At 58.8% G+C, this 24,477-nt stretch carries 18 protein-coding genes; 13 read left to right on the forward strand and 5 right to left on the reverse strand.

Annotated elements, in window-relative coordinates:
* Positions 1-11: 11 nt before the first annotated feature.
* Together C2U37_RS20665 and C2U37_RS20670 are read left to right on the forward strand one after the other, a co-directional pair.
* Positions 12-1,400, forward strand: coding sequence for an SLC13 family permease (locus C2U37_RS20665; protein WP_041215077.1), 1,389 nt, complete (start codon positions 12-14; stop codon positions 1,398-1,400).
* 201 nt (positions 1,401-1,601) lie between these two features.
* Positions 1,602-2,168, forward strand: a complete 567-nt coding sequence (locus tag C2U37_RS20670) for a cytochrome b/b6 domain-containing protein (protein ID WP_080770075.1) — start codon at positions 1,602-1,604, stop codon at positions 2,166-2,168.
* A 64-nt stretch (positions 2,169-2,232) separates the two neighbouring features.
* Here C2U37_RS20670 and C2U37_RS20675 read toward each other — a convergent pair whose 3' ends face one another.
* Both C2U37_RS20675 and C2U37_RS20680 read right to left on the reverse strand, forming a co-directional pair.
* A complete protein-coding gene (locus tag C2U37_RS20675; protein WP_104452978.1) occupies positions 2,233-4,707 on the reverse strand; it encodes a glycogen/starch/alpha-glucan phosphorylase in 2,475 nt (824 codons plus the stop codon).
* A gap of 393 nt (positions 4,708-5,100) precedes the next feature.
* On the reverse strand, positions 5,101-5,298 hold the full coding sequence (locus tag C2U37_RS20680; protein WP_005323525.1) for a DUF4250 domain-containing protein: 198 nt from the start codon (positions 5,296-5,298) through the stop codon (positions 5,101-5,103).
* Positions 5,299-5,532: 234 nt separating this feature from the next.
* Here C2U37_RS20680 and C2U37_RS20685 point away from each other — a divergent pair, with 234 nt between their 5' ends.
* Together C2U37_RS20685 and C2U37_RS24745 are read left to right on the forward strand one after the other, a co-directional pair.
* Positions 5,533-6,012 (forward strand): cell division inhibitor, encoded by a 480-nt coding sequence (locus C2U37_RS20685; protein ID WP_104452979.1) that lies wholly within the window; start codon positions 5,533-5,535, stop codon positions 6,010-6,012.
* Between the two features lie 73 nt (positions 6,013-6,085).
* Positions 6,086-6,256 carry a hypothetical protein gene (locus tag C2U37_RS24745; protein WP_158656291.1) on the forward strand — a complete coding sequence of 57 codons (171 nt, stop codon included), beginning with the start codon at positions 6,086-6,088 and terminating at the stop codon, positions 6,254-6,256.
* Between the two features lie 118 nt (positions 6,257-6,374).
* Here the strand turns inward: C2U37_RS24745 and C2U37_RS20690 are convergent, their stop codons facing one another.
* On the reverse strand, positions 6,375-7,898 hold the full coding sequence (locus C2U37_RS20690; protein ID WP_010674897.1) for a fumarate hydratase: 1,524 nt from the start codon (positions 7,896-7,898) through the stop codon (positions 6,375-6,377).
* A gap of 210 nt (positions 7,899-8,108) precedes the next feature.
* On the opposite strand from C2U37_RS20690, the gene pabB reads away from it, so the two are divergent.
* The 3 genes from pabB (at position 8,109) to C2U37_RS20705 (ending at position 11,603) form a co-directional block, all read left to right on the forward strand.
* The gene (gene pabB / locus C2U37_RS20695) at positions 8,109-9,479 is read left to right on the forward strand and encodes an aminodeoxychorismate synthase component I (RefSeq protein WP_050498229.1); all 1,371 of its coding nucleotides are present in this window, start codon (positions 8,109-8,111) and stop codon (positions 9,477-9,479) included.
* 43 nt (positions 9,480-9,522) lie between these two features.
* Complete coding sequence (locus tag C2U37_RS20700) at positions 9,523-10,089, forward strand: CoA pyrophosphatase (protein WP_104453290.1); 567 nt, start codon at positions 9,523-9,525, stop codon at positions 10,087-10,089.
* A 215-nt stretch (positions 10,090-10,304) separates the two neighbouring features.
* The gene (locus C2U37_RS20705; protein ID WP_029314600.1) at positions 10,305-11,603 is read left to right on the forward strand and encodes a serine/threonine transporter; all 1,299 of its coding nucleotides are present in this window, start codon (positions 10,305-10,307) and stop codon (positions 11,601-11,603) included.
* Between the two features lie 735 nt (positions 11,604-12,338).
* Here C2U37_RS20705 and sstT read toward each other — a convergent pair.
* Positions 12,339-13,589, reverse strand: a complete 1,251-nt coding sequence (gene sstT, locus C2U37_RS20710) for a serine/threonine transporter SstT (protein WP_010674901.1) — start codon at positions 13,587-13,589, stop codon at positions 12,339-12,341.
* Between the two features lie 332 nt (positions 13,590-13,921).
* Here sstT and C2U37_RS20715 point away from each other — a divergent pair, with 332 nt between their 5' ends.
* From C2U37_RS20715 to C2U37_RS20730, 4 genes are all read left to right on the forward strand, one after another.
* The gene (locus tag C2U37_RS20715; RefSeq protein ID WP_104452980.1) at positions 13,922-15,844 is read left to right on the forward strand and encodes a RecQ family ATP-dependent DNA helicase; all 1,923 of its coding nucleotides are present in this window, start codon (positions 13,922-13,924) and stop codon (positions 15,842-15,844) included.
* A 572-nt stretch (positions 15,845-16,416) separates the two neighbouring features.
* Positions 16,417-18,339: a PrkA family serine protein kinase gene (locus C2U37_RS20720; RefSeq protein ID WP_010674903.1), complete on the forward strand. Its 1,923-nt coding sequence runs from the start codon at positions 16,417-16,419 to the stop codon at positions 18,337-18,339.
* A 24-nt stretch (positions 18,340-18,363) separates the two neighbouring features.
* On the forward strand, positions 18,364-19,635 hold the full coding sequence (locus C2U37_RS20725) for a YeaH/YhbH family protein (protein ID WP_053288418.1): 1,272 nt from the start codon (positions 18,364-18,366) through the stop codon (positions 19,633-19,635).
* Between the two features lie 10 nt (positions 19,636-19,645).
* Positions 19,646-21,166, forward strand: coding sequence for a SpoVR family protein (locus C2U37_RS20730; protein WP_039040868.1), 1,521 nt, complete (start codon positions 19,646-19,648; stop codon positions 21,164-21,166).
* 59 nt (positions 21,167-21,225) lie between these two features.
* Here the strand turns inward: C2U37_RS20730 and fadR are convergent, their stop codons facing one another.
* The gene (gene fadR, locus C2U37_RS20735) at positions 21,226-21,939 is read right to left on the reverse strand and encodes a fatty acid metabolism transcriptional regulator FadR (RefSeq protein ID WP_010674906.1); all 714 of its coding nucleotides are present in this window, start codon (positions 21,937-21,939) and stop codon (positions 21,226-21,228) included.
* Positions 21,940-22,272: 333 nt separating this feature from the next.
* Between fadR and nhaB the strand changes: the two genes are divergently transcribed.
* A complete protein-coding gene (nhaB, locus tag C2U37_RS20740) occupies positions 22,273-23,847 on the forward strand; it encodes a Na(+)/H(+) antiporter NhaB (protein ID WP_052814370.1) in 1,575 nt (524 codons plus the stop codon).
* Between the two features lie 86 nt (positions 23,848-23,933).
* Positions 23,934-24,455: a disulfide bond formation protein DsbB gene (gene dsbB, locus C2U37_RS20745; RefSeq protein WP_010674908.1), complete on the forward strand. Its 522-nt coding sequence runs from the start codon at positions 23,934-23,936 to the stop codon at positions 24,453-24,455.
* Positions 24,456-24,477: the final 22 nt, after the last annotated feature.

A 24,477-nucleotide genomic window follows, 5' to 3' on the forward strand; every position in this document is an offset into this window, starting at 1 on the left:
GAGAGAACGTTATGCACACATCGGCTGTACCTACGACTCCCCCCTCACGCTGGCTGGACATCAAGTCCGGGATCGTCATCCTGGATCTGCTCCTGCTCTGCGCCATGCTGGCATGGCTCCCGTTTGACCCCATGGTCAACAAGGGGCTGGCCATCCTGATCTTCATCGCCATCCTCTGGCTGACCGAGGCCGTGAACATCACCATCACCGCCATCTCCATCCCGGTGCTCGCCACCCTGCTCGGGGTGTTCGACATGAGCAAGTCGCTGACCGACTTTGCCAACCCCGTCCTGTTCCTCTTTTTTGGCGGCTTTGCCCTCGCGGCAGCCCTCTCCAAGCAGGGACTCGACACCCAGATCGCCGGCAAGGTGATGCAGCTCGCCAAGGGACACCTGGGCTGGGCTTCCATCGTGCTCTTCACCATCACGGCCGCCCTCTCCATGTGGATCAGCAACACCGCCACCGCGGCCATGATGATGCCGCTGGCCCTCGGCATGCTGAAGGGGCTGGACGTTCACAAGGAGCGCCGCACCCTGGTCTTCGTGCTGCTTGGCGTCGCCTATAGCGCCAGCATCGGTGGCATCGGCACCCTGGTGGGCAGCCCCCCCAATGCCATCGCCGCCGCCCAGATGGGCTTGGGCTTCACCGACTGGCTGGAGTTCGGCATCCCCGTGGTGATCATCTTCATGCCGGTAGGTATCGGCCTGCTCTACTGGGTGACCCGTCCCAATCTCTCCCACCAGGTGAGCACCGAGCAGGTCACCATTGAATGGACAGGTCAGCGCAAAGTGACCCTGGCCATCTTCCTGACCACGGTGCTGCTGTGGATTGGATCCCAGCCTCTTGCCAAGGCGCTGGGCGGCATTCCCCAGTTCGATACCCTGATCGCCATGGGCGCTATCCTGGCCATCGCCGTCAGCCGGGTCGCCAGCTGGGATGACATCAACCAGAACACCGACTGGGGCGTGCTGCTGCTGTTCGGGGGTGGTCTCACCTTGAGCGCCATCCTCAAGCAGACCGGGGCCAACGCCTTCCTGGCGGAGCACCTCTCCAGCGGCCTCTCCTCCATGCCCATCTTCGTGATCCTGCTCTGCCTGGCCGCCTTCGTGGTGTTCCTGACCGAGCTGGTCTCCAACACCGCCACCGCCGCGCTGCTGGTGCCGCTGTTCGCCGGGGTGGCCGAGGCTCTGGGGGTCTCCCCCATCGTGGTCTCCGTGCTGATCGCCGTCGGCGCCTCCTGTGCCTTCATGCTGCCGGTGGCCACGCCCCCCAACGCCATCGTCTTCGCCAGCGGCCATATCCAGCAACGGGAGATGATGCGGGCCGGCCTGGTACTGAACCTGGTGTTCACCGTCATCCTGACCATGCTGGCCTATTTCATGGGGGATATCCTCCACTGAGGTTCGCCCCCTAATGCCCCTCCAAGCCCCGCATCGCCGGGGCTTTTTCTCGCCCCGACACCACCGCACTCCCTACCCGTGACATCACGGCGACATTAACTCGCACTTAAGAAATCACCTCCATGATGCTGACAACGGCCATCACGCAGCCATGGCTGACGATGGCGATGATCATGGACATCACGACAAGGGGATCACCTCATGGGAAAGACGATGCAGAACAACCGTGAAATCAAGGTATGGGATCCGGTGGTCAGGGGATTTCACTGGGCCACTGTGCTGTTGTGCGTGCTGAATCTCTTCATCCTTGAAGAGGGAGCGCGCAACCACCGCTATGCGGGATATGCGCTGGCAGGACTGCTGGTACTGCGCATCGTATGGGGTTTCATCGGCTCCTATCATGCCCGCTTCGCCCAGTGGCTGCCGACACCGGCCGGCGTCATCACCTATCTCAAGGAGACGATCAAGGGGCGCCACCCCTACTACGCCGGTCACAATCCTTTGGGGTCCTTGATGATACTGCTGCTGTTGACCTGCCTTGTCGGCACCGCCGCCAGCGGGATCATGACCGAATACGGGCCGCTCTCCGGCACCCATCGCATGGAAGAGATCCACGAGTTCTTTGCCAAGGGGTTGCAGGTGGCCATCTTCGTCCATGTGCTGGCCGTCATCGCCCTGGATCGCCTGGTACGGGGCGATCTCGTCAGGGCGATGATCACCGGCAAGAAACGGGTGCCGGCGGACACCCGGGTGGTCGACAGGCCCTGAGCCTCCCTCAGCCCGACAGATGAAAAAAAACCCCGCATCGCGGGGTTTTTCACAGGAGCAGACATCAACCGACGCTGCAGCTCGTCAGTTTCCAGATCCGGTCTACGTAATCCTGGATGGAGCGGTCGGAGTTGAACTTGCCCATGGTGGCCGAGTTGATGATGGCTTTCTTCGCCCACAGGGCCGGATCCCGGTACCAGGCGTCGATCAGCTTGTGCGTCTCGGAGTAGGACTCGAAATCGGCCAGGGTCAGGTAAGGGTCTCCCCCTTCCAGCAGGGAACGCTTGATGGAGGAGAGTTCCCCCGGGCGACCCGGCGTGAAGTAGTCGGTATCAAACCAGTCCAGCACGGCTTTCAGTTCGGAGTTGGCGTAGTAGAAGTCATACGGGTTGTAGCCGCGCGCCTTCAGGGACTTCACCTCGTCCACATTCAGACCGAAGATGGCGCAGTTTTCGGCACCCGCCTCTTCGGCGATCTCGATGTTGGCTCCATCCAGCGTCCCGATGGTGATGGCACCGTTCAGCGCCATCTTCATGTTGCCGGTACCGGATGCTTCGTAACCTGCGGTGGAGATCTGCTCGGAGACATCCGCCGCCGGGATCAGCTTCTCGGCAAGGCTCACGCGGTAGTTCGGCATGAACACCACTTTCAGCTTGCCCTGGATACGGGCGTCGTTGTTGACCCGCTCCGCCAGCTTGTTGATGGCGTAGATGATGTCCTTGGCCAGCTTGTAGCCGGGCGCCGCCTTGGAGCCGAAGATGAACACCCGCGGATGCATGTCATAGTCCGGGTTCGCCAGCAGGCGACGGTAGAGCGCCATGATGTGGATGAGGTTCAGCTGCTGGCGCTTGTACTCGTGCAGACGCTTGATCTGGACGTCGAAGATCGCCTCCGCGCTCACGTCGATGCCGGTTTCCGCCTTGATGACCTTGACCAGCTTCTCCTTGTTGTGGCGCTTGATGGTCATGAACTGCTGCTGGAACGCCTTGTCGTCGGCAAACTTCACCACGCTGCGCAGCTTGTCCAGTTGCAGCGGCCACTCCTTGCCCACTACCTCGTTGTAGAGTTCGGCCAGTTCCGGGTTGCAGGCCAGCAGCCAGCGACGGGGAGTCACGCCGTTGGTGACGTTGCACATCTTCTCGGGCCACAGCTCGGCATACTCGGGGAAGAGATCTTCCTTCACCAGCTTGGAGTGGATCTCGGCCACACCGTTCACCTTGGAGGAGCCGATGACGCACAGGTTGCCCATACGCACCTTGCGCACGTCACCCTCTTCGATGATGGAGAGCTTGGCCTTGATGGCATCGTTGCCCGGCCACTTGGGCTCCACCAGCTCGTTCAGGAAGCGGGCGTTGATTTCATAAATGATCTCGAGGTGACGGGGCAGTACCTTCTCGAACAGGCTGACGGACCACTTCTCCAGCGCTTCCGGCAGCAGGGTGTGGTTGGTGTAGGAGAAGACCTGATAGCAGATGCCCCAGGCGGTATCCCAGTTCAGCCCCTCTTCGTCCACCAGCACGCGCATCAGCTCGGGGATGGCCACGGTGGGGTGGGTATCGTTGAGCTGGATGGCGATTTGCGCGGCAAAGTTGCTGAAGTCACTGCCATGCACCCGCTTGTAGCGACGCATGATGTCCTTGATGGAGCAGGCGCAGAAGAAGTACTGCTGGATCAGGCGCAGCTCCTTGCCGGCGTCGGTCTCATCGTTCGGGTAGAGCACCTTGGAGATGGTCTCGGCCTGGGCCTTCTCGGCCTGGGAGTCGATATAACCACCGGCGTTGAACACGTCCCAGTCGAAGAACTCGGAGGCGCGGGATTCCCACAGACGCAGGATGTTGACGGTGTGACCACCGAAGCCGACCACCGGAATGTCCCAGGGCACCCCTTTGATCTTGCGACCGGCGTGCCACACCTTCTTCAGGCCACCCTTGTCACCAAAGACGGTCTCCACGTAGCCGTAGAGCGGGATCTCCTGCACCGATTCCGGGCGGCAGATCTCCCAGGGGTTGCCATATTCGCGCCAGGAGTCCGGACGCTCGATCTGACGGCCATCCTGAATTTCCTGACGGAACAGGCCGTGCTCGTAGTGGATGCCATAGCCCACCGCCGGGTAGTTCAGAGTGGCCAGGGAATCGATGAAGCAGGCAGCCAGACGACCCAGGCCGCCGTTGCCAAGGGCCATGTCAGGCTCTTGTTCACACAGATCGGTCAGTTCCAGACCAAGTTCACCCAGCGCCTCTTCACAGACTTTGTAGAGGGAGAGGTTGTGCAGGTTGTTGGAGGTCAAACGCCCCATCAAAAATTCAGCAGAGAGATAGTGAATCGCACGAGTATCTTTCTTGAAGTGAGCCTGCTGAGTACGGGTCAGGCGCTCGTACACCTGTTCATTGACGGCGGCAGCGGTCGCTTTCCACCAGGCATCCGGAGAGGCTTTCTGTTCGCTTGTACCCAAGGTAGAACGCAGGTGACGCACGATACTCGCCTTGAGCTGATCTTTATCCAGTTGGAGATCCTGGTCTGTCTTCTTCTTGGTAGCCATAAACCATTTTCCTTCGTTACAAATAAAAAATGTCATCCCATCGGGTGGACCGGCGCTGTTGTTATCTCAGAATATGCTCCGGCGGGGGCATACTAGCTAAAGCCAAGGGTTTAAAAGTTAACGTGAGTCACACTTTAACGCATAAAAATGACAGTTTCACCATGAAAACCCTTTCCTTGAGCCAGCCTGAATGAAATATAAATTTCGTTTTAAATCATAGTGATATAAGAAAACAAAAAAGATAGTTTCATGAATAGGTTTTCAATGATTGCCTGTGACTGAAAATACGTGAAAATAACCGCCGACTAGGGAGAAATTGAAAGCGCTTTCAATTCACACCCCCTCGTCAGGTAATAAAAAGGATGCCCCAATCGGAGCACCCTTTGATTTCAATTAACCATGTGCCTTGAACTGATTGCTCATAGGGTCGTAGTGATACCCGATCTGTTGCAGACGGGTAGCCAGCTGATCTTCTGTCATATCGTAGTAAGCCAGCAGCTCTTCCAGACCATCACACTCCAGCCGCAGCTTCTCGTTGATGATCCCGAGCAGAATGTTCGCATCCAGTCGTTGCAAGGTACTAACGTCCATCTCGCTCCCTCCTCTCCCTATACAGGACTGTATAACCATGAGCGCCGACCCGAAGTTTGTCTACAGGTTAAAAAACACCCTGTATAAGGAAGATATAAATATCCTTTTTAATCATGTAGTTAAAGTCATCTCCTGTTAATCGGCTCACACTTTTAGCCACAAATGACTTGTCACTCCTTGCGAACAGAACTACTGTATGTGCATACAGCATGGTTATTCATACAGGAACGACATATGAGCCAGCCCCTGAATCTTTGCCCCCCCTCCTCCTCTGCCGGTCTGATCACCACCTGGCCCACTCGCCATCAGAGCAAGATGGGACAAGAGCAGCGGCGCGGCCCTCTCCATCAGGAAGCGCCGCTGCTGGATGCCCTGGGGCAACTGAGTCAGTCTGACAGTGGCTGGATCCTGCTCGTCGCCCCGCCCGGTCTGCCCGCCGCCGCGCAATTGCAGGCCAGAGGGATCAATCCTGCCAGGGTGCTTGTCGTGCACGCCCCCAAGATCAAGAATTGGCAGCGCCTGCTGGAGCAGAGCCTGATCAATGGTCACTGCGCCGCCGTGCTGACCTGGCTGCCCGAACAGGTCGCCCTGGACCGGAGCACATTGAGCACCCTGGGCCAACGTGCCGGTGTCCTGACCCGCTTCTTCGAGCCCTCAACCCCTCTGGGTGGGGCACTGAGCTACGGCGGCCAGGATATCTACCTGAACCACTGATCGCCCCTTCGGCGTAACAGCCAATGCGCCGGCATTGCCCACCGGGTTATCCAGGCTTCCGACCCGGGATGCCATGACGACAAAGACAAAGCAGCACAGCAGCACAGCAGCACAGCAGCACAGCAGCACAGCAGCACAGCAGCACAGCAGCACAGCAGCACAGCAGCACAGCAGCACAGCAGCACAGCAGCACAGCAGCACAGCAGCACAGCAGCACAGCAGCACAGCAGCACAGCAGCAGTAAATTTGCTCAGGCCCAGACCGTCAAATGGGGCCCGTAAAAAAGGCGACCCGAGGGTCGCCTTTCAACATGCTGCTGTACGGGGGCTAATCGCTCTCCGTTTGCATCGAAGTCCGATTGATCAAGCCAGCTTGGTCTCCAGCTCGGCAATCTTGGCGGACCAGTAGGCCGGGCCGGTCTCGTGGATGTTGTTGCCCTGGGAGTCGACCGCCACGGTGACCGGCATGTCTTCCACCTCGAACTCGTAGATGGCCTCCATCCCCAGATCGGCAAAGGCCACCACGCGCGCCTTCTTGATGGCTTTCGCCACCAGATAGGCGGCGCCGCCCACCGCCATCAGGTAGACAGCCTGGTGCTGCTTGATGCTCTCGACCGTCTTGGGGCCGCGCTCGGACTTGCCGATCATGCCGATGAGGCCGGTTTCTCCCAGCATCATGTCGGTGAATTTGTCCATCCGGGTGGACGTGGTGGGGCCAGCCGGGCCGACCACCTCGTCACGCACCGCATCGACCGGGCCCACGTAATAGATGAAGCGGTTGGTGAAATCGACCCCTTCCGGCAGTCCTTCACCTTTTTTCAGCATGTCGGCGATGCGCTTGTGGGCGGCGTCGCGGCCGGTCAGGATCTTGCCGGAGAGCAGCACGGTATCACCGCTCTTCCAGCTGGCAAGCTCTGCCTTGGTGATGCCATCCACGTTGACCCGGCGCACATTGCCACCGGACTCACGGGTGATCTCCGGCCAGTCTTCCAGCCTGGGGGGTGTCAGCTCCGCCGGGCCGGAGCCATCGAGTTCGAAATGCACGTGACGGGTGGCGGCGCAGTTGGGGATCATCACCACGGGCTTGGAGGCGGCGTGGGTCGGTGCGGATTTCACCTTCACATCCAGCACCGTGGTCAGGCCGCCCAGCCCCTGGGCACCGATCCCGAGCTTATTGACCTTGTCATAGAGCTCGACCCTCAGCTTCTCTTCGGTGGTCTCGGGACCACGGGCAATCAGCTCCTGGATGTCTATGTGCTCCATCAGAGCTTCCTTGGCGAGCACCGCCGCCTTCTCGGCGGTGCCGCCGATGCCGATGCCGAGCATGCCGGGCGGGCACCAGCCAGCCCCCATGGTCGGCACCGTCTTGAGTACCCACTCCACGATGTCGTCGGAGGGATTGAGCATCACCATCTTCGATTTGTTTTCGGAGCCGCCGCCCTTGGCCGCGATACTCACTTCCACCTTGTTGCCCGGGATCATGTCGATGTGCACGACAGCGGGGGCATTGTCTTTGGTGTTCTTGCGGCTGCCGGCCGGATCCGCCAGCACGGAGGCGCGCAGCGGGTTGTCCGGATTGGTATAGGCGCGGCGGGTGCCCTCATCCACCATCTCCTGGACCGTCATGTCGCTGTCCCACTGTACCTGCATGCCGATCTTGACGAAGCAGGTGACGATACCGGTGTCCTGACAGAGCGGGCGATGACCTTCGGCAGACATGCGGGAGTTGATCAGAATCTGGGCCAGGGCATCTTTGGCGGCCGGGTTGATCTCGCGGTCATAGGCGGCCTTGGCGGCCTGCACGAAATCGAGGGGGTGGTAGAAGGAGATGTACTGCAGGGCGTCAGCAATGGAATCGATAAAGTCCTGTTTTCTAATGATGCTCATATCATCCTCACTGGTCCTTGTTATCGCTTGCGCGAGCAAGGGCTTCCATATGAGCCGGGCCTTCGGCAGGTGGCAAATGCACCTGGAGCCGGCAGACTGCGGCGTGTTTTTATAACGGTGTTTTTCTTAAAAATGCCGGCGGCCATGATACGCTTGACCACCCGAACCGGCTAGGGAGCCGGGCGCAAACTGTTGCCTATGTAACAAAAAATGAAACCAAGACTGCATATCCACCATTTCGACCCGCAGGCCTCGCTCCACACCTGGTTTGCCTGCCTGCAACACCAACCCTGGGCCATCCTGCTGGAATCCGCCGGCCCCCTGGGGGCTGACAACGGTTTTGACATCATCAGCGCCGATCCGCTTGCCACCCTGGAAACCCGGGGTACCAGCACCTGCCTCACCCAGGATAACCACCAGCACCATCATGACGGCGATCCCCTCGCCCTGCTCGCCAAGACCCAGCAAGCCCTGCTTGGGGAGCGCGTTGAGGATGACTCGGGATTGCCGTTTATCGGGGGAGCCCTGGGACTCTTTGGCTACGATCTGGGCCGACGATTCGAGCGTCTGCCCGCAGTGGCGCAACAGGACATCCAGGTGCCCGACATGGCGGTCGGGATCTACGACTGGGCGCTGCTGCGAAATGTCGCGACGGGACACTGGCAACTGGCCCACTGGGGTGATGAAGCCGGCCTCGCCCGCAGGCTCGACTGGCTGATGGCGCAGCGCGAACGAACCACCCTCCCCCTTCGCCTGACCGGCCCCTGGCAGAGCAACATGACGCGGGCCGAATACGGAGACAAGTTTGCCCGTATCCAGGCCTATCTGGCGGCGGGGGATTGTTACCAGATCAACCTGACCCAGCGCTTCAGCGCCCCTTATCAGGGGGATGAATGGTCCGCCTATCTCGCCCTGAGCGCCGCCAACAAGGCGCCGTTCTCCGCCTTTGTCCGCTTGCCGCACAGCGCCATTCTGAGCCTCTCCCCGGAGCGTTTCCTGCTGCTCGACAAGCGCCATATCGAGACCAAGCCCATCAAGGGCACCCGTCCTCGCCACCCTGATCCCGCCCAGGATGCCAGGGTGGCCGAGTCGCTCGCCAGCGCCGACAAGGACAGATCGGAGAACCTGATGATCGTCGATCTGCTGCGCAACGACATCGGCCGGGTGAGCCGGCCGGGGTCGGTCACGGTCCCGCACCTCTTTGCCGTGGAATCCTTCCCGGCGGTGCATCATCTGGTTTCCACCATTCACGGAGAACTGGATGCGCGCTGGCAAGAAGTGGATCTGCTGCGGGCCTGCTTCCCCGGCGGCTCCATCACAGGGGCTCCCAAGATCCGGGCGATGGAGATCATCGAGGAGCTGGAACCGGTGCGGCGCAATGCCTACTGCGGCAGCATCGGTTATCTGAGTCAGCACGGAAGGATGGATACCAGCATCTGCATCCGTACCCTGATCGCCGAAGCCGGTCAGCTGCACTGCTGGGCGGGGGGCGGCATCATCGCCGACTCCGATCCCGACGCCGAATATCAGGAGACCTACGACAAGGTGGCCCGCATCCTGCCACTGCTCGATGCCCTTTGACCCCATCCGGCCCTGCGGGGCCGACACAAGGAGACCCATGGAGATGACGAGTGCCGAGCTGCTGACCCGCTTTTTGCTGCAGCGCCCCGCCCCCGCCCATCGCCTGGCACTGGCCGGGCTCAAACCTGCCGCCGTGTTGATCCCCCTGGTGGAGCGCCCCGAGGGCCTGCACCTGCTGCTGACGCGCCGCAGCGCCGCCCTGCGCCACCACCCGGGGCAGATCAGCTTTCCCGGCGGGCGCCAGGACCCGGAAGACCGGGACCTCATTCACACCGCGCTCAGGGAAACCGAGGAGGAGCTTGGCATTCCCCCCTCCCAGATCCGGATCATCGGCAGCCTCACCCCTCTCAATACCGTCTCACGCTTCGATGTGCTGCCGGTCCTCGCCATGCTCGACCCAGGCTACGGGCTGACCCTGAGCCAGGACGAGGTGGCCCAGGCCTTCGAAGTCCCCCTCGCCCACGTGCTGGATCCGGGGCAGCACATAGCCCTGAGCCTGCCAAGGGCGGACGGACGTCACACCATCTATTGGATCCCTTGGGAGCAATCTTTCATCTGGGGGGCCACTGCCAGCATGATCCGCCAGCTTGCCCAACACATCTCGACATAACATTTCGACAACATGATGAGGTGGGAAATTATCCAGTTAACATTCAAATAACACTGCATTTGATAAATAAGTTTTGATTTTTTATTCTTTTGATCACATTTCTACAAGAAAGTACGGGTTTTAGCCGCACAAAGGTGAATTTGATCAACATTTTTGATTAAAAAGAAAGTATTCTTGCGCCGACTAATTAAAACCACACATTCGGGGTGAGACACATGTCCAATACTGTCACTGGCGCACAGGATGTTGCAGCCGCACAGGAGCAAGGAATCAGCTCGGTCCAATCTCGCGGTTGGAGTAAACAAGACACCACCTGGGTGATCAGCCTGTTCGGTACCGCCGTCGGTGCAGGTATCCTGTTCCTGCCCATCAACGCCGGCATGGGTGGCTTCTGGCCGCTGGTAGTGATGGCGCTGCTGGTCGGCCCCATGACCTACCTGGCACACCGTGGTCTGGCGCGCTTCGTGCTCTCCTCCAAGCAGCCCAATGCCGACATCACCCAGGTGGTGGAAGAGCACTTCGGCGTGGGTGCCGGTAAATTGATCACCCTGCTCTACTTCTTTGCCATCTACCCCATCGTGCTGATCTACGGCGTGGGCATCACCAACACGGTGGAAAGCTTCCTGGTCAACCAGTTGCAGATGACGCCGCCCCCGCGCTGGATCCTCTCCATCGTGCTCATCATGGCCATGATGTCCGTGATGCTGGCTGGCGAGAAGCTGATGCTGAAAGTGACCGAGTTCCTGGTCTATCCGCTCATCGCCATTCTGGCGGGCATCTCCCTGTACCTGATCCCGGACTGGACCGGTGCGGCCCTGAATGAAATGCCGAGCACCAAGGATTTCGCCACCACCCTGTGGCTGACCATCCCGGTGCTGGTGTTCTCCTTCAACCACAGCCCGGCCATCTCCAGCTTCGCCCTGGCTCAGCGCCGTGATCACGGTGAGCATGCCGTCGCCAAGTCCGACGCCATCCTCAAGCGCACCGCCATCATTCTGCTGGGCTTCGTGATGTTCTTCGTCTTCTCCTGCGTGATGAGCCTGACGCCGGCCCAGCTGGCAGAAGCCAAGTCCCAGAACATCGCCGTGCTCTCCTACCTGGCCAACCAGCATGCGAGCCCCATCATCTCCTACTTCGGTCCGCTGGTTGCCTTCGTGGCCATCGTCTCCTCCTTCTTCGGCCACTATCTGGGTGCCCGTGAAGGTCTGAAAGGGATGATCGTCCAGAACATGCGCAGCTCCGGCAAGGCACCGAACCACAAGAAAGTGGAGCTGTTCATCATCGCCTTCTTCATCCTGACCCTGTGGGGCGTGGCCGTGATCAACCCCTCCATCCTCGGGATGATCGAATCCCTGGGTGGCCCCATCATCGCCACCATCCTGTTCCTCATGCCCATGTACGCCATCAAGCGCGTTCCGGCCATGGCGAAATACCAGGGTCAGATCAGCAACGTCTTCGTGGCGACCATGGGCCTCATCGCCATCTCCGCCATCCTCTATCAACTGGTCGGCTAAGCCTTCCTGCGATACCGTCGGGCCAGCATCTGGCCCGGCGCCTCCCACAGCCCGGCAGATCTCCTCTGCCGGGCTGTGTTCGTTATGATCATCAGACACTGGACTCAGATGATCAGAGCCCCTCAGATCAAAGACAGCCCTTTCATCCACTCTCTTTCCCCTTGGTGACAGCTTGCCGCTCATATTCCTTTCCCCATGGCACACGACCAAGGCGTGCTGCGTTATCCCGTCATCTGCCGCACGCCATTTGCCTTGCCAGACAGAACACCAGAGCCCTTGTCCTTACCAGGAACGCCCGATCTTCGGGGTTTAGCCCAGAGAGCCCAGATCCCCACCCAATTGAGCCTTTCTTCAAGGCATTCAAGGAAAATACCGGCCACAGGGCGCAGGCAAACCGCCGAGAGGGCCTTGACCGGGCTTCCCGTACAGCGTCCGAAGAGCAGATGACCCCTTCGGTCACCAGAGGGGATGCCACAGGCCGCCATGCTGACAGCACAAACAGCCCGATATGCCCTGCCGAATGCAGTGCCGGGCACGCGGGTACAGGGAATGGCTTGTTGGCGGTGGCGAGAACACGTAAGGCGGCCAACGGGCCCCTCCCGGGAAATCACACAGGGGGATCCGAGCACTGTCAGTGCCATGACACGGCGAGAAGGTGCAGGGCGCCTGACGCGCGCGCAAATAAAAAGCGCCCTCCGAAGAGGGCGCCTGTGCAGAGCGGAAAGTCTGAGGGGATCAAGCTTCGCGGCTGGGGACCGGGGCGGCATCCAGCAGGCTCTCATCCTCGGCCATGCAGGCGGCCGCAGTGAACAGCACGTCGGTGGAGCTGTTGAGGGCCGTTTCGGCGGAATCCTGCAACACCCCGATGATGAAGCCAACGGCCACCACCTGCATGGCGATGTCGTTGCTGATACCGAACAGGCTGCACGCCAGCGGGATCAGCAGCAGGGAGCCGCCCGCCACACCGGAAGCGCCACAGGCACTGATGGTGGCGACGACGGAGAGCAGAATGGCGGTTGCCATGTCCACTTCCATCCCCAGGGTATGCACCGCCGCCATGGAGAGCACGGTAATGGTGATGGCGGCGCCGGCCATGTTGATGGTGGCCCCCAGCGGGATGGAGACCGCATAGGTGTCTTCCGGCAGGCGCAGCCTCTCGGCCAGGGCCATGTTGACCGGAATGTTGGCGGCGGAGCTGCGGGTGAAGAAGGCGGTCACACCGCTCTCTTTCAGGCAGGTCAGCACCAGGGGATAGGGGTTGCGCTTGATCTTCCAGAAGACGATGAGCGGATTGACCACGAAGGCGATGAACAGCATGCAGCCGATCAGTACCACCAGCAGCTGGGCATAGCCAAACAGCGCATCGAAGCCGGTTTCAGCCAGGGTGGAGGCAACCAGGCCCAGGATGCCGAGTGGAGCGCAACGGATCACGGCCTTGACGATGGCGGAAACCCCGTGGGACACATCGGAAATCAGTGATTTGGTGCTCTCATTGGCGTGACGCATGGCGATACCAAGGCCGATGGCCCAGGCCAGGATGCCGATATAGTTGGCTTCCAGCAGTGCTTTCACCGGGTTGGTCACCACGTTGAACAGCAGGGTCTGCAGCACTTCCGTGATGCCCCCCGGCGGCGTGATCTCGGTAGCGCCTGCCACCAGATGCAGGTTGGAGGGGAAGAGGAAGCTCGCCACCACTGCCACGGCAGCCGCCAGGAAGGTACCCAGCACATAGAGCAGCAGGATCGGTTTCATGTTGGTCTTCTGACCCTGCTTGTGGCCGATGATCGCCGACATCACCAGCACGAAGACCAGCAGCGGCGCCACGGCCTTCAGGGCGCCGACGAACAGGCTGCCGAGCAGACCCGCCGCCTTGGCCCACTCGGGCATGAACATCGCAAGAAGGATACCGAATACCAGACCGACTAGGATCTGGCTAACCAGACTGGTGCTGTTGACCAGTCGAATGAGGGGGTGTTGTTGTGTCATCAAGTAGTCCCTGTGCACTCATGGTGCGTGAATCATTAGTCCTGTTGGCAACCAGCCCCGCGCATTGGCACCGGTCCGTTGACGGTGACGCCGTGGGCAGCTCTTCTGGTGGATCTGTCCCGTTCGCGTGGGGTTGCGGACAAGAATATCCCATCTGCCATGGTTTTTTTCCACATAATCACTGAAAAATATCAGGGTTACCTCACAAAAAATCTACAACAATGTGATAACACAATATCAACCACGGTCAAAATGTCACCAAACCAGTCCGATCATCGGCCACCACTGGGCCAGAAGTGATATGATGACGCCCTTTTTCAGGGAGCCTTGCCATGATCACCTCTTTATTGACCCGACACTTCGACTTTGATCGCTTGCGGCCCGGGCAGGAAGCGGTGATCAGTCGTCTGCTGGCCGGCAAGAGCGCCGCAGCCATCTTCCCGACTGGCGCGGGGAAATCCCTCTGTTATCAATTGCCCGCCCTCGCACTGCCCCACCTGACCCTGGTCATCTCTCCCCTGCTGGCCCTGATGCACGATCAGCTCGCCTTTTTGCGCAGCAAGGGGATCGCCGCCGCCACTCTGGACTCCAGCCAGACAGCGGAAGAGAGCCGGCGCGTGATGCAGCAGGCCAGCGATGGCCAGCTCAAGATCCTGATGATTTCGGTGGAGCGCCTCAAAAATGAGCGCTTTCGCCGCTTCATCGCCCACATCCCCCTGTCACTGCTGGTGGTGGACGAGGCCCACTGCATCTCGGAGTGGGGCCACAACTTTCGCCCCGACTACCTCAAGCTGCCGGATCATCGCCGTGAACTGGCCATCCCCCAGGTGCTGTTGCTGACCGCCACCGCCACCCCGGCCGTCATGGCGGACATGCAGGCAAAATTTGCCATCGACCGGGACGATCTGGTGGTCACCGGTTTCTACAGACCCAATCTGGATCTGGCCGTCCTCCCGCTGGCCGGCAGTGCCCGCGATACCTGGCTGCGCGAGGAGCTGCACCGGGATCCGGCCGCCCCCACCATCGTCTACGTGACTCTGCAACACAGCGCAGAGCAGTGCGCCGCGCAGCTACAGGCCAGCGGCATCCGGGCATGCGCCTACCATGCGGGGCTCGATCCCGCCCTGCGCAGCCAGATCCAGCATGACTTCATGGCTGGCAGACTCGACTGCATCGTGGCCACCATCGCCTTTGGCATGGGCATCGACAAGGCCGACATTCGCCGGGTCATTCACTACGACCTGCCCAAGTCCATCGAGAACTACAGTCAGGAGATAGGCCGCGCCGGACGTGACGGGCTTCCCTCCCGCTGCACCGTGCTGGCGAGCCGCGCCCAGTTGCCGGTACTGGAAAACTTCGTCTATGGGGATACGCCGGACAGGGACGCCATCGCGCACTTGCTCGATATCGTGCGCCAGAGCGGCGCTGAGTGGGAATTCAGCCTGCTGCGCCTCTCCAACGAGACCAACATTCGCCAACTGCCCCTCAAGACCCTGCTGGTCTATCTGGAGATGGCGGGGGTCATTGCACCGGCCTACAGCTACTTTGCCGAGTACCGCTTCAGGTTCGTACTGGAAAAACAGGCGATCCTCGCTCGTTTCAATTCCGAACGCCGCCAGTTCCTGGAGCAGGTCTTTGCCTGCGCACCCCAGGCGCGCACCTGGAGCACCATGGACTTCGAAGCGCTGTGGCAGGGATACCAGGGGGAACGCCAGCGCGCCGCGACGGCGCTGGACTACCTGCAGCAGCAGGGTTGGATCGAGCTTGAAAGCAAGCAGATGACCGAGGTCTATCGGGTGCTGAGCCAGCAAATCGATACCGCGACCCTGGCCGAAGAGCTGCATGGATTGTTTGAAAAGAAAGAGCAGAGCGAACTGGCCCGCCTTCAGGCGCTGCTGGCCTTTTTCACCTCGACCACCTGCCTCAGCCATGAGCTTGCCCGCTATTTTGCCGACGACGCGGCCCCCGAGCGGTGCGGGCACTGTTCCGTCTGCCGGGGAGAGATCGCCGTGTTGCCGCCGCTTGCATCACCGGGCTTGCCCAACGAGCACGGTTTGCGCGCCTGGTGCGATCCGCTGATCGCCCTGTGCCATCAGCGCCATCCCAGGATCCTGACCCGTTTCCTGTGTGGCATCGCCACCCCGCTGACGACCCGTCTCAAGGCCAGGGATCTGGCCGGTTTTGGCCAGTTGGCGGACCATCCCTTCGCCGAGGTGCTGGCGGTGGTGTCAGCCCTCTATCCCGCCGAATCCTGAGCTTGCAGGTTTGGCGCCGTTCAGGCGCTGAAAAAATAAGACCCTCGCGGATGCGAGGGTCAAGCCAACGGAAACGTGCTTAAACAGAGCTTAGTATCTGCACAATCACCCACTCTCTTGCTAAAGCGATGACTGCTCGACACAGGGCCAATCTAGAGCAGCCAGAATGTAGCGTCAATGTAAAAATTAGAGCAAAAGCATCAAACAAATAACGTTACGTTAACGTAAGCGACACGTCTTTTTACCCTCTATTCCCTGCCGCCCTTGCCCTTGCTGGCACCGCCCCCTGACAAAACAGAGCGTCACCATTTTCTCCCTCTGGCACACAAAGATTTATTTTTTATGTCTTTGACATTTGCATCACTGTCGTGGCAAAAATAATTTAACAGTCAGTAACATAGGTATGTCACTTACTGCTTCTTCCCGCACGAGGATCGGGAAGCTCCCGCACAAACTTAAACCAATGATGGCGATGGATTACTGGGGGCTGTTGACTAGGCTTAAGAGGTAAACAGAACAAAAGTAGTGATCCACTCTTTTTCAGGGCAAGCGACTATAACGAGGGCTAAGTTATGGGCATCTTCGAGCACTATCAACAGCGGTATGAGAAGGCCAGAGAGGAGGAGTACAGCATCCAGGAGTTTCTGGATATGTGCAAACAGGACAAATCCTGCTACGCCTCTGCCGCCGAACGTCTGCTGACCGCCATCGGCGAGCCGGAAATGATCGACACCTCGACCAATCCACGTCTCAGCCGTCTCTTTTCCAACCGCGTCGTCGCACGTTATCCCGCTTTCAAAGACTTCTATGGCATGGAAGAAGCCATCGAACAGATTGTCTCCTATCTCAAACATTCCGCTCAGGGTCTGGAAGAGAAGAAACAGATCCTCTATCTGCTCGGACCGGTTGGCGGCGGTAAATCCTCGCTGGCAGAGAAACTCAAATCCCTGATGCAAAAAGTGCCCATCTATCGCATCAAGGGCTCACCAGTGAATGATCACCCCTTCTGCCTGTTTGACATCGACGAAGATGGCGAAATCCTCGAGAAGGAGTACGGCATCCCTCGCCGTTATCTGCGCCCCATCATGTCTCCCTGGGTCGCCAAGCGCCTTCACGAGTTTGGCGGCGACATCACCAAGTTCAAGGTGGAGAAGGTGAACCCCTCCATCCTCGATCAGATCGCCATCGCCAAAACCGAACCGGGGGACGACAACAACCAGGACATCTCCTCCCTGGTCGGCAAGGTCGATATCCGCATGCTGGAACACTTCGCCCAGGATGATGCCGATGCTTACTCCTACTCCGGTGCGCTATGCAAGGCAAACCAGGGGATGATGGAGTTCGTCGAGATGTTCAAGGCCCCCATCAAGGTGCTGCACCCGCTGCTGACGGCGACGCAAGAGGGGAACTACAACGGTACCGAGGGGCTCTCCGCCCTCCCCTTCGACGGCATCCTGCTGGCCCACTCCAACGAATCCGAGTGGCAGCAGTTCCGCAACAACAAGAACAACGAAGCCTTCCTCGACCGTGTTTACATCGTCAAGGTGCCCTACTGCCTGCGCGTCTCGGAAGAGGTGAAGATCTATGAAAAACTGCTGTTCAACAGCGAGCTGACCGAGGCCAAATGCGCACCGGGTACTCTGGAGTTGCTGGGCCAGTTCTCGGTGCTGTCGCGGCTCAAGGAGCCGGAAAACTCCAGCCTCTATTCCAAGATGCGAGTCTATGACGGCGAGAGTCTCAAAGACACGGATCCCAAAGCGAAAAGCTATCAGGAGTACCGGGATTATGCGGGGGTTGACGAGGGCATGAACGGCCTTTCCACCCGTTTCGCGTTCAAGATCCTCTCCCGTGTCTTCAACTTCGACCACGCGGAAGTGGCAGCCAACCCGGTGCACCTCTTCTATGTGCTGGAGCAGCAGATAGAGCGCGAGCAGTTCCCGCAAGAGCTGCACGATCGCTATCTGGAGTTCATCAAGGGTTACCTGACTCCGCGCTACGTCGAGTTCATCGGCAAGGAGATCCAGACCGCCTACCTCGAGTCGTATTCAGAGTACGGTCAGAACATCTTCGATCGCTACGTCACCTACGCCGACTTCTGGATCCAGGATCAGGAGTATCGTGACCCAGAAACCGGCCAGCTGTTTGACAGAGCGTCTCTCAACAGCGAGCTGGAGAAAATTGAAAAACCTGCCGGGATCAGCAACCCGAAAGATTTCCGCAACGAAATCGTCAACTTCGTGCTGCGTGCCCGGGCCAACAATGCAGGCCGTAACCCCAACTGGACCAGTTACGAGAAGCTGCGCACCGTGATCGAGAAGAAGATGTTCTCCAACACGGAAGAGCTGCTGCCGGTTATCTCCTTCAACAGCAAAACCTCGGCTGAGGAGCAGAAGAAGCACGATAACTTTGTCGAACGGATGATGGAGAAAGGCTACACACGTAAACAGGTGCGGCTGCTCTCCGAGTGGTATCTCAGGGTACGCAAGTCATCCTGACCCTGCCGTGTTCAAGGGGGAGTTATGGCGCATTTTATCGACCGCAGGCTCAACGGCAAAAACAAAAGCGCTGTCAATCGGCAGCGCTTCATCCGCCGCTACAAGAAGCAGATAAAACAAGCGGTCTCGGATGCTGTCTCCAAGCGCAGCATTCAGGACGTGGACAAGGGTGAGAGCATCAGCATCCCGACCAAGGACATCGGGGAACCCCATTTTCATCAGGGTCATGGCGGCAAACGGGAGATGGTGCATCCAGGCAACGACCAGTTCGTATCTGGTGACAAGATTGACCGGCCCAAAGGGGGTGGCGGCGGCCAAGGGAGTGGCGAGGGCCAGGCTTCGGATCAAGGAGAGGGAGTCGATGATTTCGTCTTCCAGATCTCCAAGGACGAGTACCTGGACTTGCTGTTCGAGGATCTGGAGCTGCCGCGGCTGCAAAAGACCCAGCTCAACCAGCTGATGGAGATGAAGACCTATCGGGCCGGCTACACCTCCAACGGGGTGCCTGCCAACATCAACGTGGTGCGCTCCCTGCAAAATTCGCTGGCGCGGCGCATGGCGCTGCAGGCAGGCAAGAAACGTCAGTTGCGTGAACTGGAGGAGCGCCTGGCCCAGCTGGCTTGCGAGCCCAACGACCATTTCGCCGAAATGGCGCAACTTGAAAAAGAGATCAGGGAGCTGAAACGACGGATCGATGCGGTCCCCTTTATCGACACCTTCGACCTCAAATTCAACAACTTTGTCAAACGGCCCGTCCCCTCGAGCCAGGCGGTGATGTTCTGCCTGATGGACGTCTCCGGTTCCATGGATCAGGCTACCAAGGAGATGGCCAAGCGTTTCTATATCCTGCTTTATCTATTCCTGAGCCGGACTTACAAGAATGTCGAGGTGGTCTACATCCGCCACCACACCCAGGCCAAGGAGGTGGACGAGCACGAGTTCTTCTACTCCCAGGAGACCGGCGGCACCATCGTCTCCAGTGCGCTCAAGATGATGAACGACATCATCAACGAACGTTTTCCCGCCAACCAGTGGAACATCTATGCGGCGCAGGCCTCTGATGGTGACAACTGGGCCGATGACTCACCCCAGTGCAGGGAGATCCTGATGCGCGACATCATGCCGCGGGTGCGTTACTACTCCTACATCGAGATCACTACCCGCGCCCACCAGACCCTGTGGCACGAATATGAGGCGGTGGCAGAGCAATACGCCCACTTCGCCATGGAGCACATTCGCAAGGTCGAGGACATTTATCCGGTGTTCCGGGAATTGTTCAAGAAGCAAGCGGCTTGAGGGATCACATATGGTAGAAACCGCAAGAAAGATAGCGCCGCTGGACGATGGTCCTGACTGGAACTTCGATCTGCTGGAGCTTTATCACCAGGAGATAGCCCGGGTCGCCAAATTCTATCGGCTCGACACCTATCCCAACCAGATCGAGGTGATCACTGCAGAGCAGATGATGGATGCCTACTCCAGTGTCGGCATGCCCATCGGTTATCAACACTGGTCATTCGGCAAGCGCTTTATCCACACCGAGCGCAACTACAAGCGCGGCCAAATGGGACTGGCCTACGAGATCGTCATCAACTCGGACCCCTGCATCGCCTATCTGATGGAAGAGAACACCATGCCGATGCAGGCGCTGGTCATGGCCCACGCCTGCTATGGTCACAACTCCTTCTTCAAGAACAACTATCTGTTCAAGGCCTGGACCGATGCCTCCTCCATCATCGACTACCTGTTGTTTGCCAAGAACTACATCACCGAGTGCGAGGAAAAACACGGCATCGATGCGGTGGAGAAACTGCTTGACTCCTGCCATGCCCTGATGAACTTCGGGGTGGATCGTTACAAGCGGCCCCAGAAGATTTCTCTGGCCGAGGAGAAACGGCGCCAGAAGGCGCGGGAAGATTATCTGCAAACCCAGGTCAATGAGCTGTGGCGTACCCTGCCCAAGCAGCACAAGATTGCCGGGGTGGAAGACAGGCGCTATCCTGCCGAGCCTCAGGAGAACATCCTCTATTTCATCGAAAAGAATGCCCCCCTGCTCGAGCCCTGGCAGCGCGAGGTGGTGCGTATCGTGCGCAAGATCAGTCAGTACTTCTACCCGCAGAAGCAGACGCAGGTGATGAACGAGGGCTGGGCCACCTTCTGGCACTACACCATTCTCAACCACCTCTATGACGAGGGAAAAATCAGCGATCGCTTCATGCTGGAGGTACTGCACAGCCACACCAACGTGGTCTATCAGCCCCCCTACAACAGCCGGTATTACTCGGGGATCAACCCCTACGCCCTTGGCTTTGCCATGTTCACGGACCTGCGTCGCATCTGCGAACACCCGACCGAGGAGGACAGATACTGGTTCCCCGATTACGCTGGCACCAACTGGGTCGAGACATTGCATTTCGCCATGCAGAACTTCAAGGACGAAAGCTTCATCAGCCAGTTCCTCAGTCCCAAGGTGATGCGCGACATGAAGCTCTTTGCCATCGATGACGACGATCTGAAGAACTACCTCAAGGTGTCCGCCATTCACAATGAAGAGGGCTACCGACTGGTGCGTAGCACCCTGTCCGCTCAATACAACCTGAGCAACCTGGAGCCCAACATTCAGGTCTACAACGTGGCAGTGAAAGGCGATCGCTCCCTGACCCTGCGCTATGTTCCCCACAACCGCATCCCCCTTGGCGAGTCACGCCACGAGGTGCTCAAGCATCTGCATCAGCTGTGGGGCTTCGATGTGGTGCTGGAGCAGGACAATGGCGAGCTATCCGCAGATATCATCGGCCGTTGTCCGGACCGCAAGAGCATGACCTGACGTCAGTGCCGGGCATAAAAAAACGCGCCATCAGGCGCGTTTTTCTTGGATCAGGGCAATCAGTTGTCACACAGGTTGCTTGGCATGTCCTGACGCAGACGGGTCCAAAGCTTGCCAGACTCGATGCCGTACTGGCGTACCGTCATGAACACGGCTTCGTGATCCTTGGTTTCGGCCAGCTTGCGCAGCGTCTTGTAGTAGGCATCTGCGGTTTCCCGCGCCTGTTTGTCCGAGAAGTAGTAGCGGCCAACCCGGCTGTACAAGCCCTTGAAACCGTTGAGAATCAAGGCATAGATGGGGTTGCCCGAGGCAAATGAAAGCTGGTGATGCAAACGGTAGTCGAAGTCCGCATAGGCCTCGGCCGTGTTCTCCACATCATCGGCACCCCGCAAGATCTCGGCGGCCTGTTCCGGGTTGTTGCGAATGGCGCCACGGATGAAGATGGTGCAGATGTTGGTCCGGGCGGAGAGCAGCTGTGCCACCAGATCCGGCACCTTGTCCTGATCGAGACGTGCCAGTGTCTCCAGAATGTTGAGACCGGAGGTTTCCCAGAAATTGTTGACCTTGGTCGGTTTGCCATGCTGGATGGTGAGCCAGCCATCACGGGCAAGGCGCTGCAACACTTCACGCAAGGTAGTGCGAGTCACGCCGATCAATTCGGACAGCTCGCGCTCCGCCGGCAGAATGGATCCAGGAGGAAAGCGATTGTTCCAGATGGACTCGATGATGTATTCCTCGGCAAACCCGGCAGGGCTTTGCGCTTTAATGACCATGTAATGACTCTGTTGTAGTGCGTAAAAAGGCCCCCGAATAATAGCAAAGCCGGTCATGCTGGCAAGCAGAAGGTCGGTCCTCTGCTCACATTACCCCGATCTTTTTGTTAAAAATATGTATACAGCAACAAGTGGGGAGTCAACCAACACCAAATGATGGGGATATAAGCGTTTGCTCGCTGGGCAAGTTCGGCGAGCTTATTTATAGTTATCGCTCCCTTGATTAAAATCATGTGCAATCAATCTGATACAGGTGAATATCCGGATGTTCGGCTCGGGTCGGGCTCGACTGCATAGACGCAGATATCAACAACAGAACAGAGAACCATCATTATGCCAATCAGCCTAGGGCGCGCGTTTACAAAGAACTTTTTGGGCAATGCTCCGCGATGGTACAAAATTGCCATCGTTCTATTCCTGCTGATCAACCCGGTCATTTTCTACGTTGATCCCTTCCTGGCCGGCTGGCTGCTGGTTGTCGAGTTCATTTTCACCCTGGCCATGGCCCTCAAGTGCTATCCGCTGCAACCGGGCGGACTCCTGGCCATCGAAGCCGTGCTCATCGGCATGACCTCCGCCAACCAGATAAAGCATGAGCTGGTGGCCAATATCGAAGTGCTTCTGCTGCTGGTCTTCATGGTGGCCGGCATCTACTTCATGAAGCAGTTGCTGCTCTACGTCTTTACCAAGATGCTGGTGCGCATCCACTCCAAAACGTTGCTTTCTCTCGCCTTCTGCCTGGTGTCTGCCTTCCTCTCCGCGTTCCTTGATGCCCTGACCGTGATCGCCGTGGTCATCAGCGTCGCCACCGGCTTCTACGCCATCTACCACAAGGTGGCCTCCCGGGATGAGTCCGGCAATCTGCATCATGATGACGAAGAGATTGACGAGCTCTCCCGCCAGCATCTGAACGAGTTTCGTGCTTTCCTGCGCAGCCTGATGATGCACGCCGCCATCGGTACCGCCCTGGGGGGCGTCTGCACCCTGGTCGGCGAACCCCAGAACCTCATCATCGGTGAACAGGCCGGGTGGCACTTCGGTGAATTTGCCATTCGCATGGCACCAGTCACCATTCCGGTCTTCATCTGCGGCCTGCTGACCTGCATCCTGGTCGAAAAATTCCGCTGGTTCGGTTATGGCGCCCGCTTGCCCGAGCCCGTGCGTCACATCATGGAATCCTACGAGCGCGACGAAGACGCACAACGTACCCCGCAGGACAAGGCCAAGCTGATCGTCCAGGCGCTGATTGCCACCTGGCTTATCACGGGTCTTGCCCTCCATCTGGCTGCAGTTGGGCTGATCGGCCTGACGGTCATCGTGCTCGCGACGGCGTTCACCGGCGTGACTGAAGAACACGCGCTTGGCAAGGCATTCCAGGAGGCTTTGCCATTCACCGCCCTGCTCACCGTCTTTTTCAGCGTGGTGGCGGTCATCATCGATCAACAGCTGTTCAAGCCGGTGATCCAGTGGGTACTGGCGGCCAAGCCGGAGGATCAGCTTGCCCTCTTCTACCTAGCAAACGGTCTGCTCTCCATGGTCAGTGACAACGTCTTCGTCGGCACCGTCTACATCAACGAGGTGAAGACCGCCCTGATCAACGGCGCCATCAACCGGGAGCATTTTGATCTGCTGGCCGTGGCCATCAACACGGGCACCAACCTGCCGTCGGTCGCCACCCCCAATGGCCAGGCCGCATTCCTGTTCATGCTCACCTCGGCCCTCGCTCCCCTGCTGCGCCTCTCTTATGGCCGTATGGTCTGGATGGCGCTGCCCTATACCCTGGTGCTGGGGCTTGTCGGCTTTTTCTCCGTGGAACTGCTCCTCGGTCCTGCAACCGAATGGTTCTATCAGGCAGGGTGGTTGCTGGATCATGGGGCACTGCCACTGCCCACCCCGTCCACACACTGATCATGAAAGGGGCTGTTCGGCCCCTTTCTTTTCAGATGGGGCTCTGCTCTAATTCAGCCACTATTTTTCTCTGAGAGATCAATCATATGATCGAGTATCTTCGCCGCATTGCCAGTCATCGTCTGGCCTGGGGATTGCTGGCAGCCTCCGCTTTCGCGCTGGAACTCTGCGCCCTCTTCTTCCAGCACGTGTTGGGTTTGCACCCTTGCGTGATGTGCATTTATGAACGTATCGCCCTCCTCGGCGTACTCACGGCCGGCCTCCTCGGCATGGTCGCGCCAGAGCGCTGGTACCTGCGCTGGAGTGCCATGCTCCTGTGGGGTTACAGCGCCTTCTGGGGCCTGAAACTGGCGCTCAAGCATGTGGATTACCAGATGAACCCCTCCCCCTTCAACGTATGCGAGGGATTTGTTGACTTCCCTGCCTGGGCACCACTGGATAAGTGGGTTCCCTGGATGTTCTACCCGGACGGCGACTGCAGCGAGATCAGCTGGCAGTTCCTCGGTTTCTCCATGCCGCAGTGGCTCGTGGTCATCTTTGCCGCCTATCTGCTGGTGTTCGTCATCGTGGCTGCTGGCAACCTGATAAAAGGGCGCTGCTGCAACTAGTTCGTCACTCGACCCTAAGAAG

The sequence above is a fragment of the Aeromonas sp. ASNIH1 genome (genome assembly GCF_002934285.1).
In the GTDB taxonomy this organism is placed as follows: Bacteria; Pseudomonadota; Gammaproteobacteria; order Enterobacterales; family Aeromonadaceae; genus Aeromonas; species Aeromonas caviae.

Coding starts and splice junctions, on each gene's coding strand:
- C2U37_RS20700 (WP_104453290.1), top strand. CDS start 9,523: ATGACGAGTGCCGAGCTGCTGACCCGCTTTTTGCTGCAGCGCCCCGCC.
- sstT (WP_010674901.1), bottom strand. CDS start 13,589: ATGACACAACAACACCCCCTCATTCGACTGGTCAACAGCACCAGTCTG.
- C2U37_RS20675 (WP_104452978.1), bottom strand. CDS start 4,707: ATGGCTACCAAGAAGAAGACAGACCAGGATCTCCAACTGGATAAAGAT.
- C2U37_RS20685 (WP_104452979.1), top strand. CDS start 5,533: ATGAGCCAGCCCCTGAATCTTTGCCCCCCCTCCTCCTCTGCCGGTCTG.
- C2U37_RS20680 (WP_005323525.1), bottom strand. CDS start 5,298: ATGGACGTTAGTACCTTGCAACGACTGGATGCGAACATTCTGCTCGGG.
- fadR (WP_010674906.1), bottom strand. CDS start 21,939: ATGGTCATTAAAGCGCAAAGCCCTGCCGGGTTTGCCGAGGAATACATC.
- C2U37_RS20730 (WP_039040868.1), top strand. CDS start 19,646: ATGGTAGAAACCGCAAGAAAGATAGCGCCGCTGGACGATGGTCCTGAC.
- C2U37_RS20715 (WP_104452980.1), top strand. CDS start 13,922: ATGATCACCTCTTTATTGACCCGACACTTCGACTTTGATCGCTTGCGG.
- nhaB (WP_052814370.1), top strand. CDS start 22,273: ATGCCAATCAGCCTAGGGCGCGCGTTTACAAAGAACTTTTTGGGCAAT.
- pabB (WP_050498229.1), top strand. CDS start 8,109: ATGAAACCAAGACTGCATATCCACCATTTCGACCCGCAGGCCTCGCTC.
- C2U37_RS20720 (WP_010674903.1), top strand. CDS start 16,417: ATGGGCATCTTCGAGCACTATCAACAGCGGTATGAGAAGGCCAGAGAG.
- C2U37_RS20670 (WP_080770075.1), top strand. CDS start 1,602: ATGGGAAAGACGATGCAGAACAACCGTGAAATCAAGGTATGGGATCCG.
- C2U37_RS20705 (WP_029314600.1), top strand. CDS start 10,305: ATGTCCAATACTGTCACTGGCGCACAGGATGTTGCAGCCGCACAGGAG.
- dsbB (WP_010674908.1), top strand. CDS start 23,934: ATGATCGAGTATCTTCGCCGCATTGCCAGTCATCGTCTGGCCTGGGGA.
- C2U37_RS20665 (WP_041215077.1), top strand. CDS start 12: ATGCACACATCGGCTGTACCTACGACTCCCCCCTCACGCTGGCTGGAC.
- C2U37_RS24745 (WP_158656291.1), top strand. CDS start 6,086: ATGACGACAAAGACAAAGCAGCACAGCAGCACAGCAGCACAGCAGCAC.
- C2U37_RS20725 (WP_053288418.1), top strand. CDS start 18,364: ATGGCGCATTTTATCGACCGCAGGCTCAACGGCAAAAACAAAAGCGCT.
- C2U37_RS20690 (WP_010674897.1), bottom strand. CDS start 7,898: ATGAGCATCATTAGAAAACAGGACTTTATCGATTCCATTGCTGACGCC.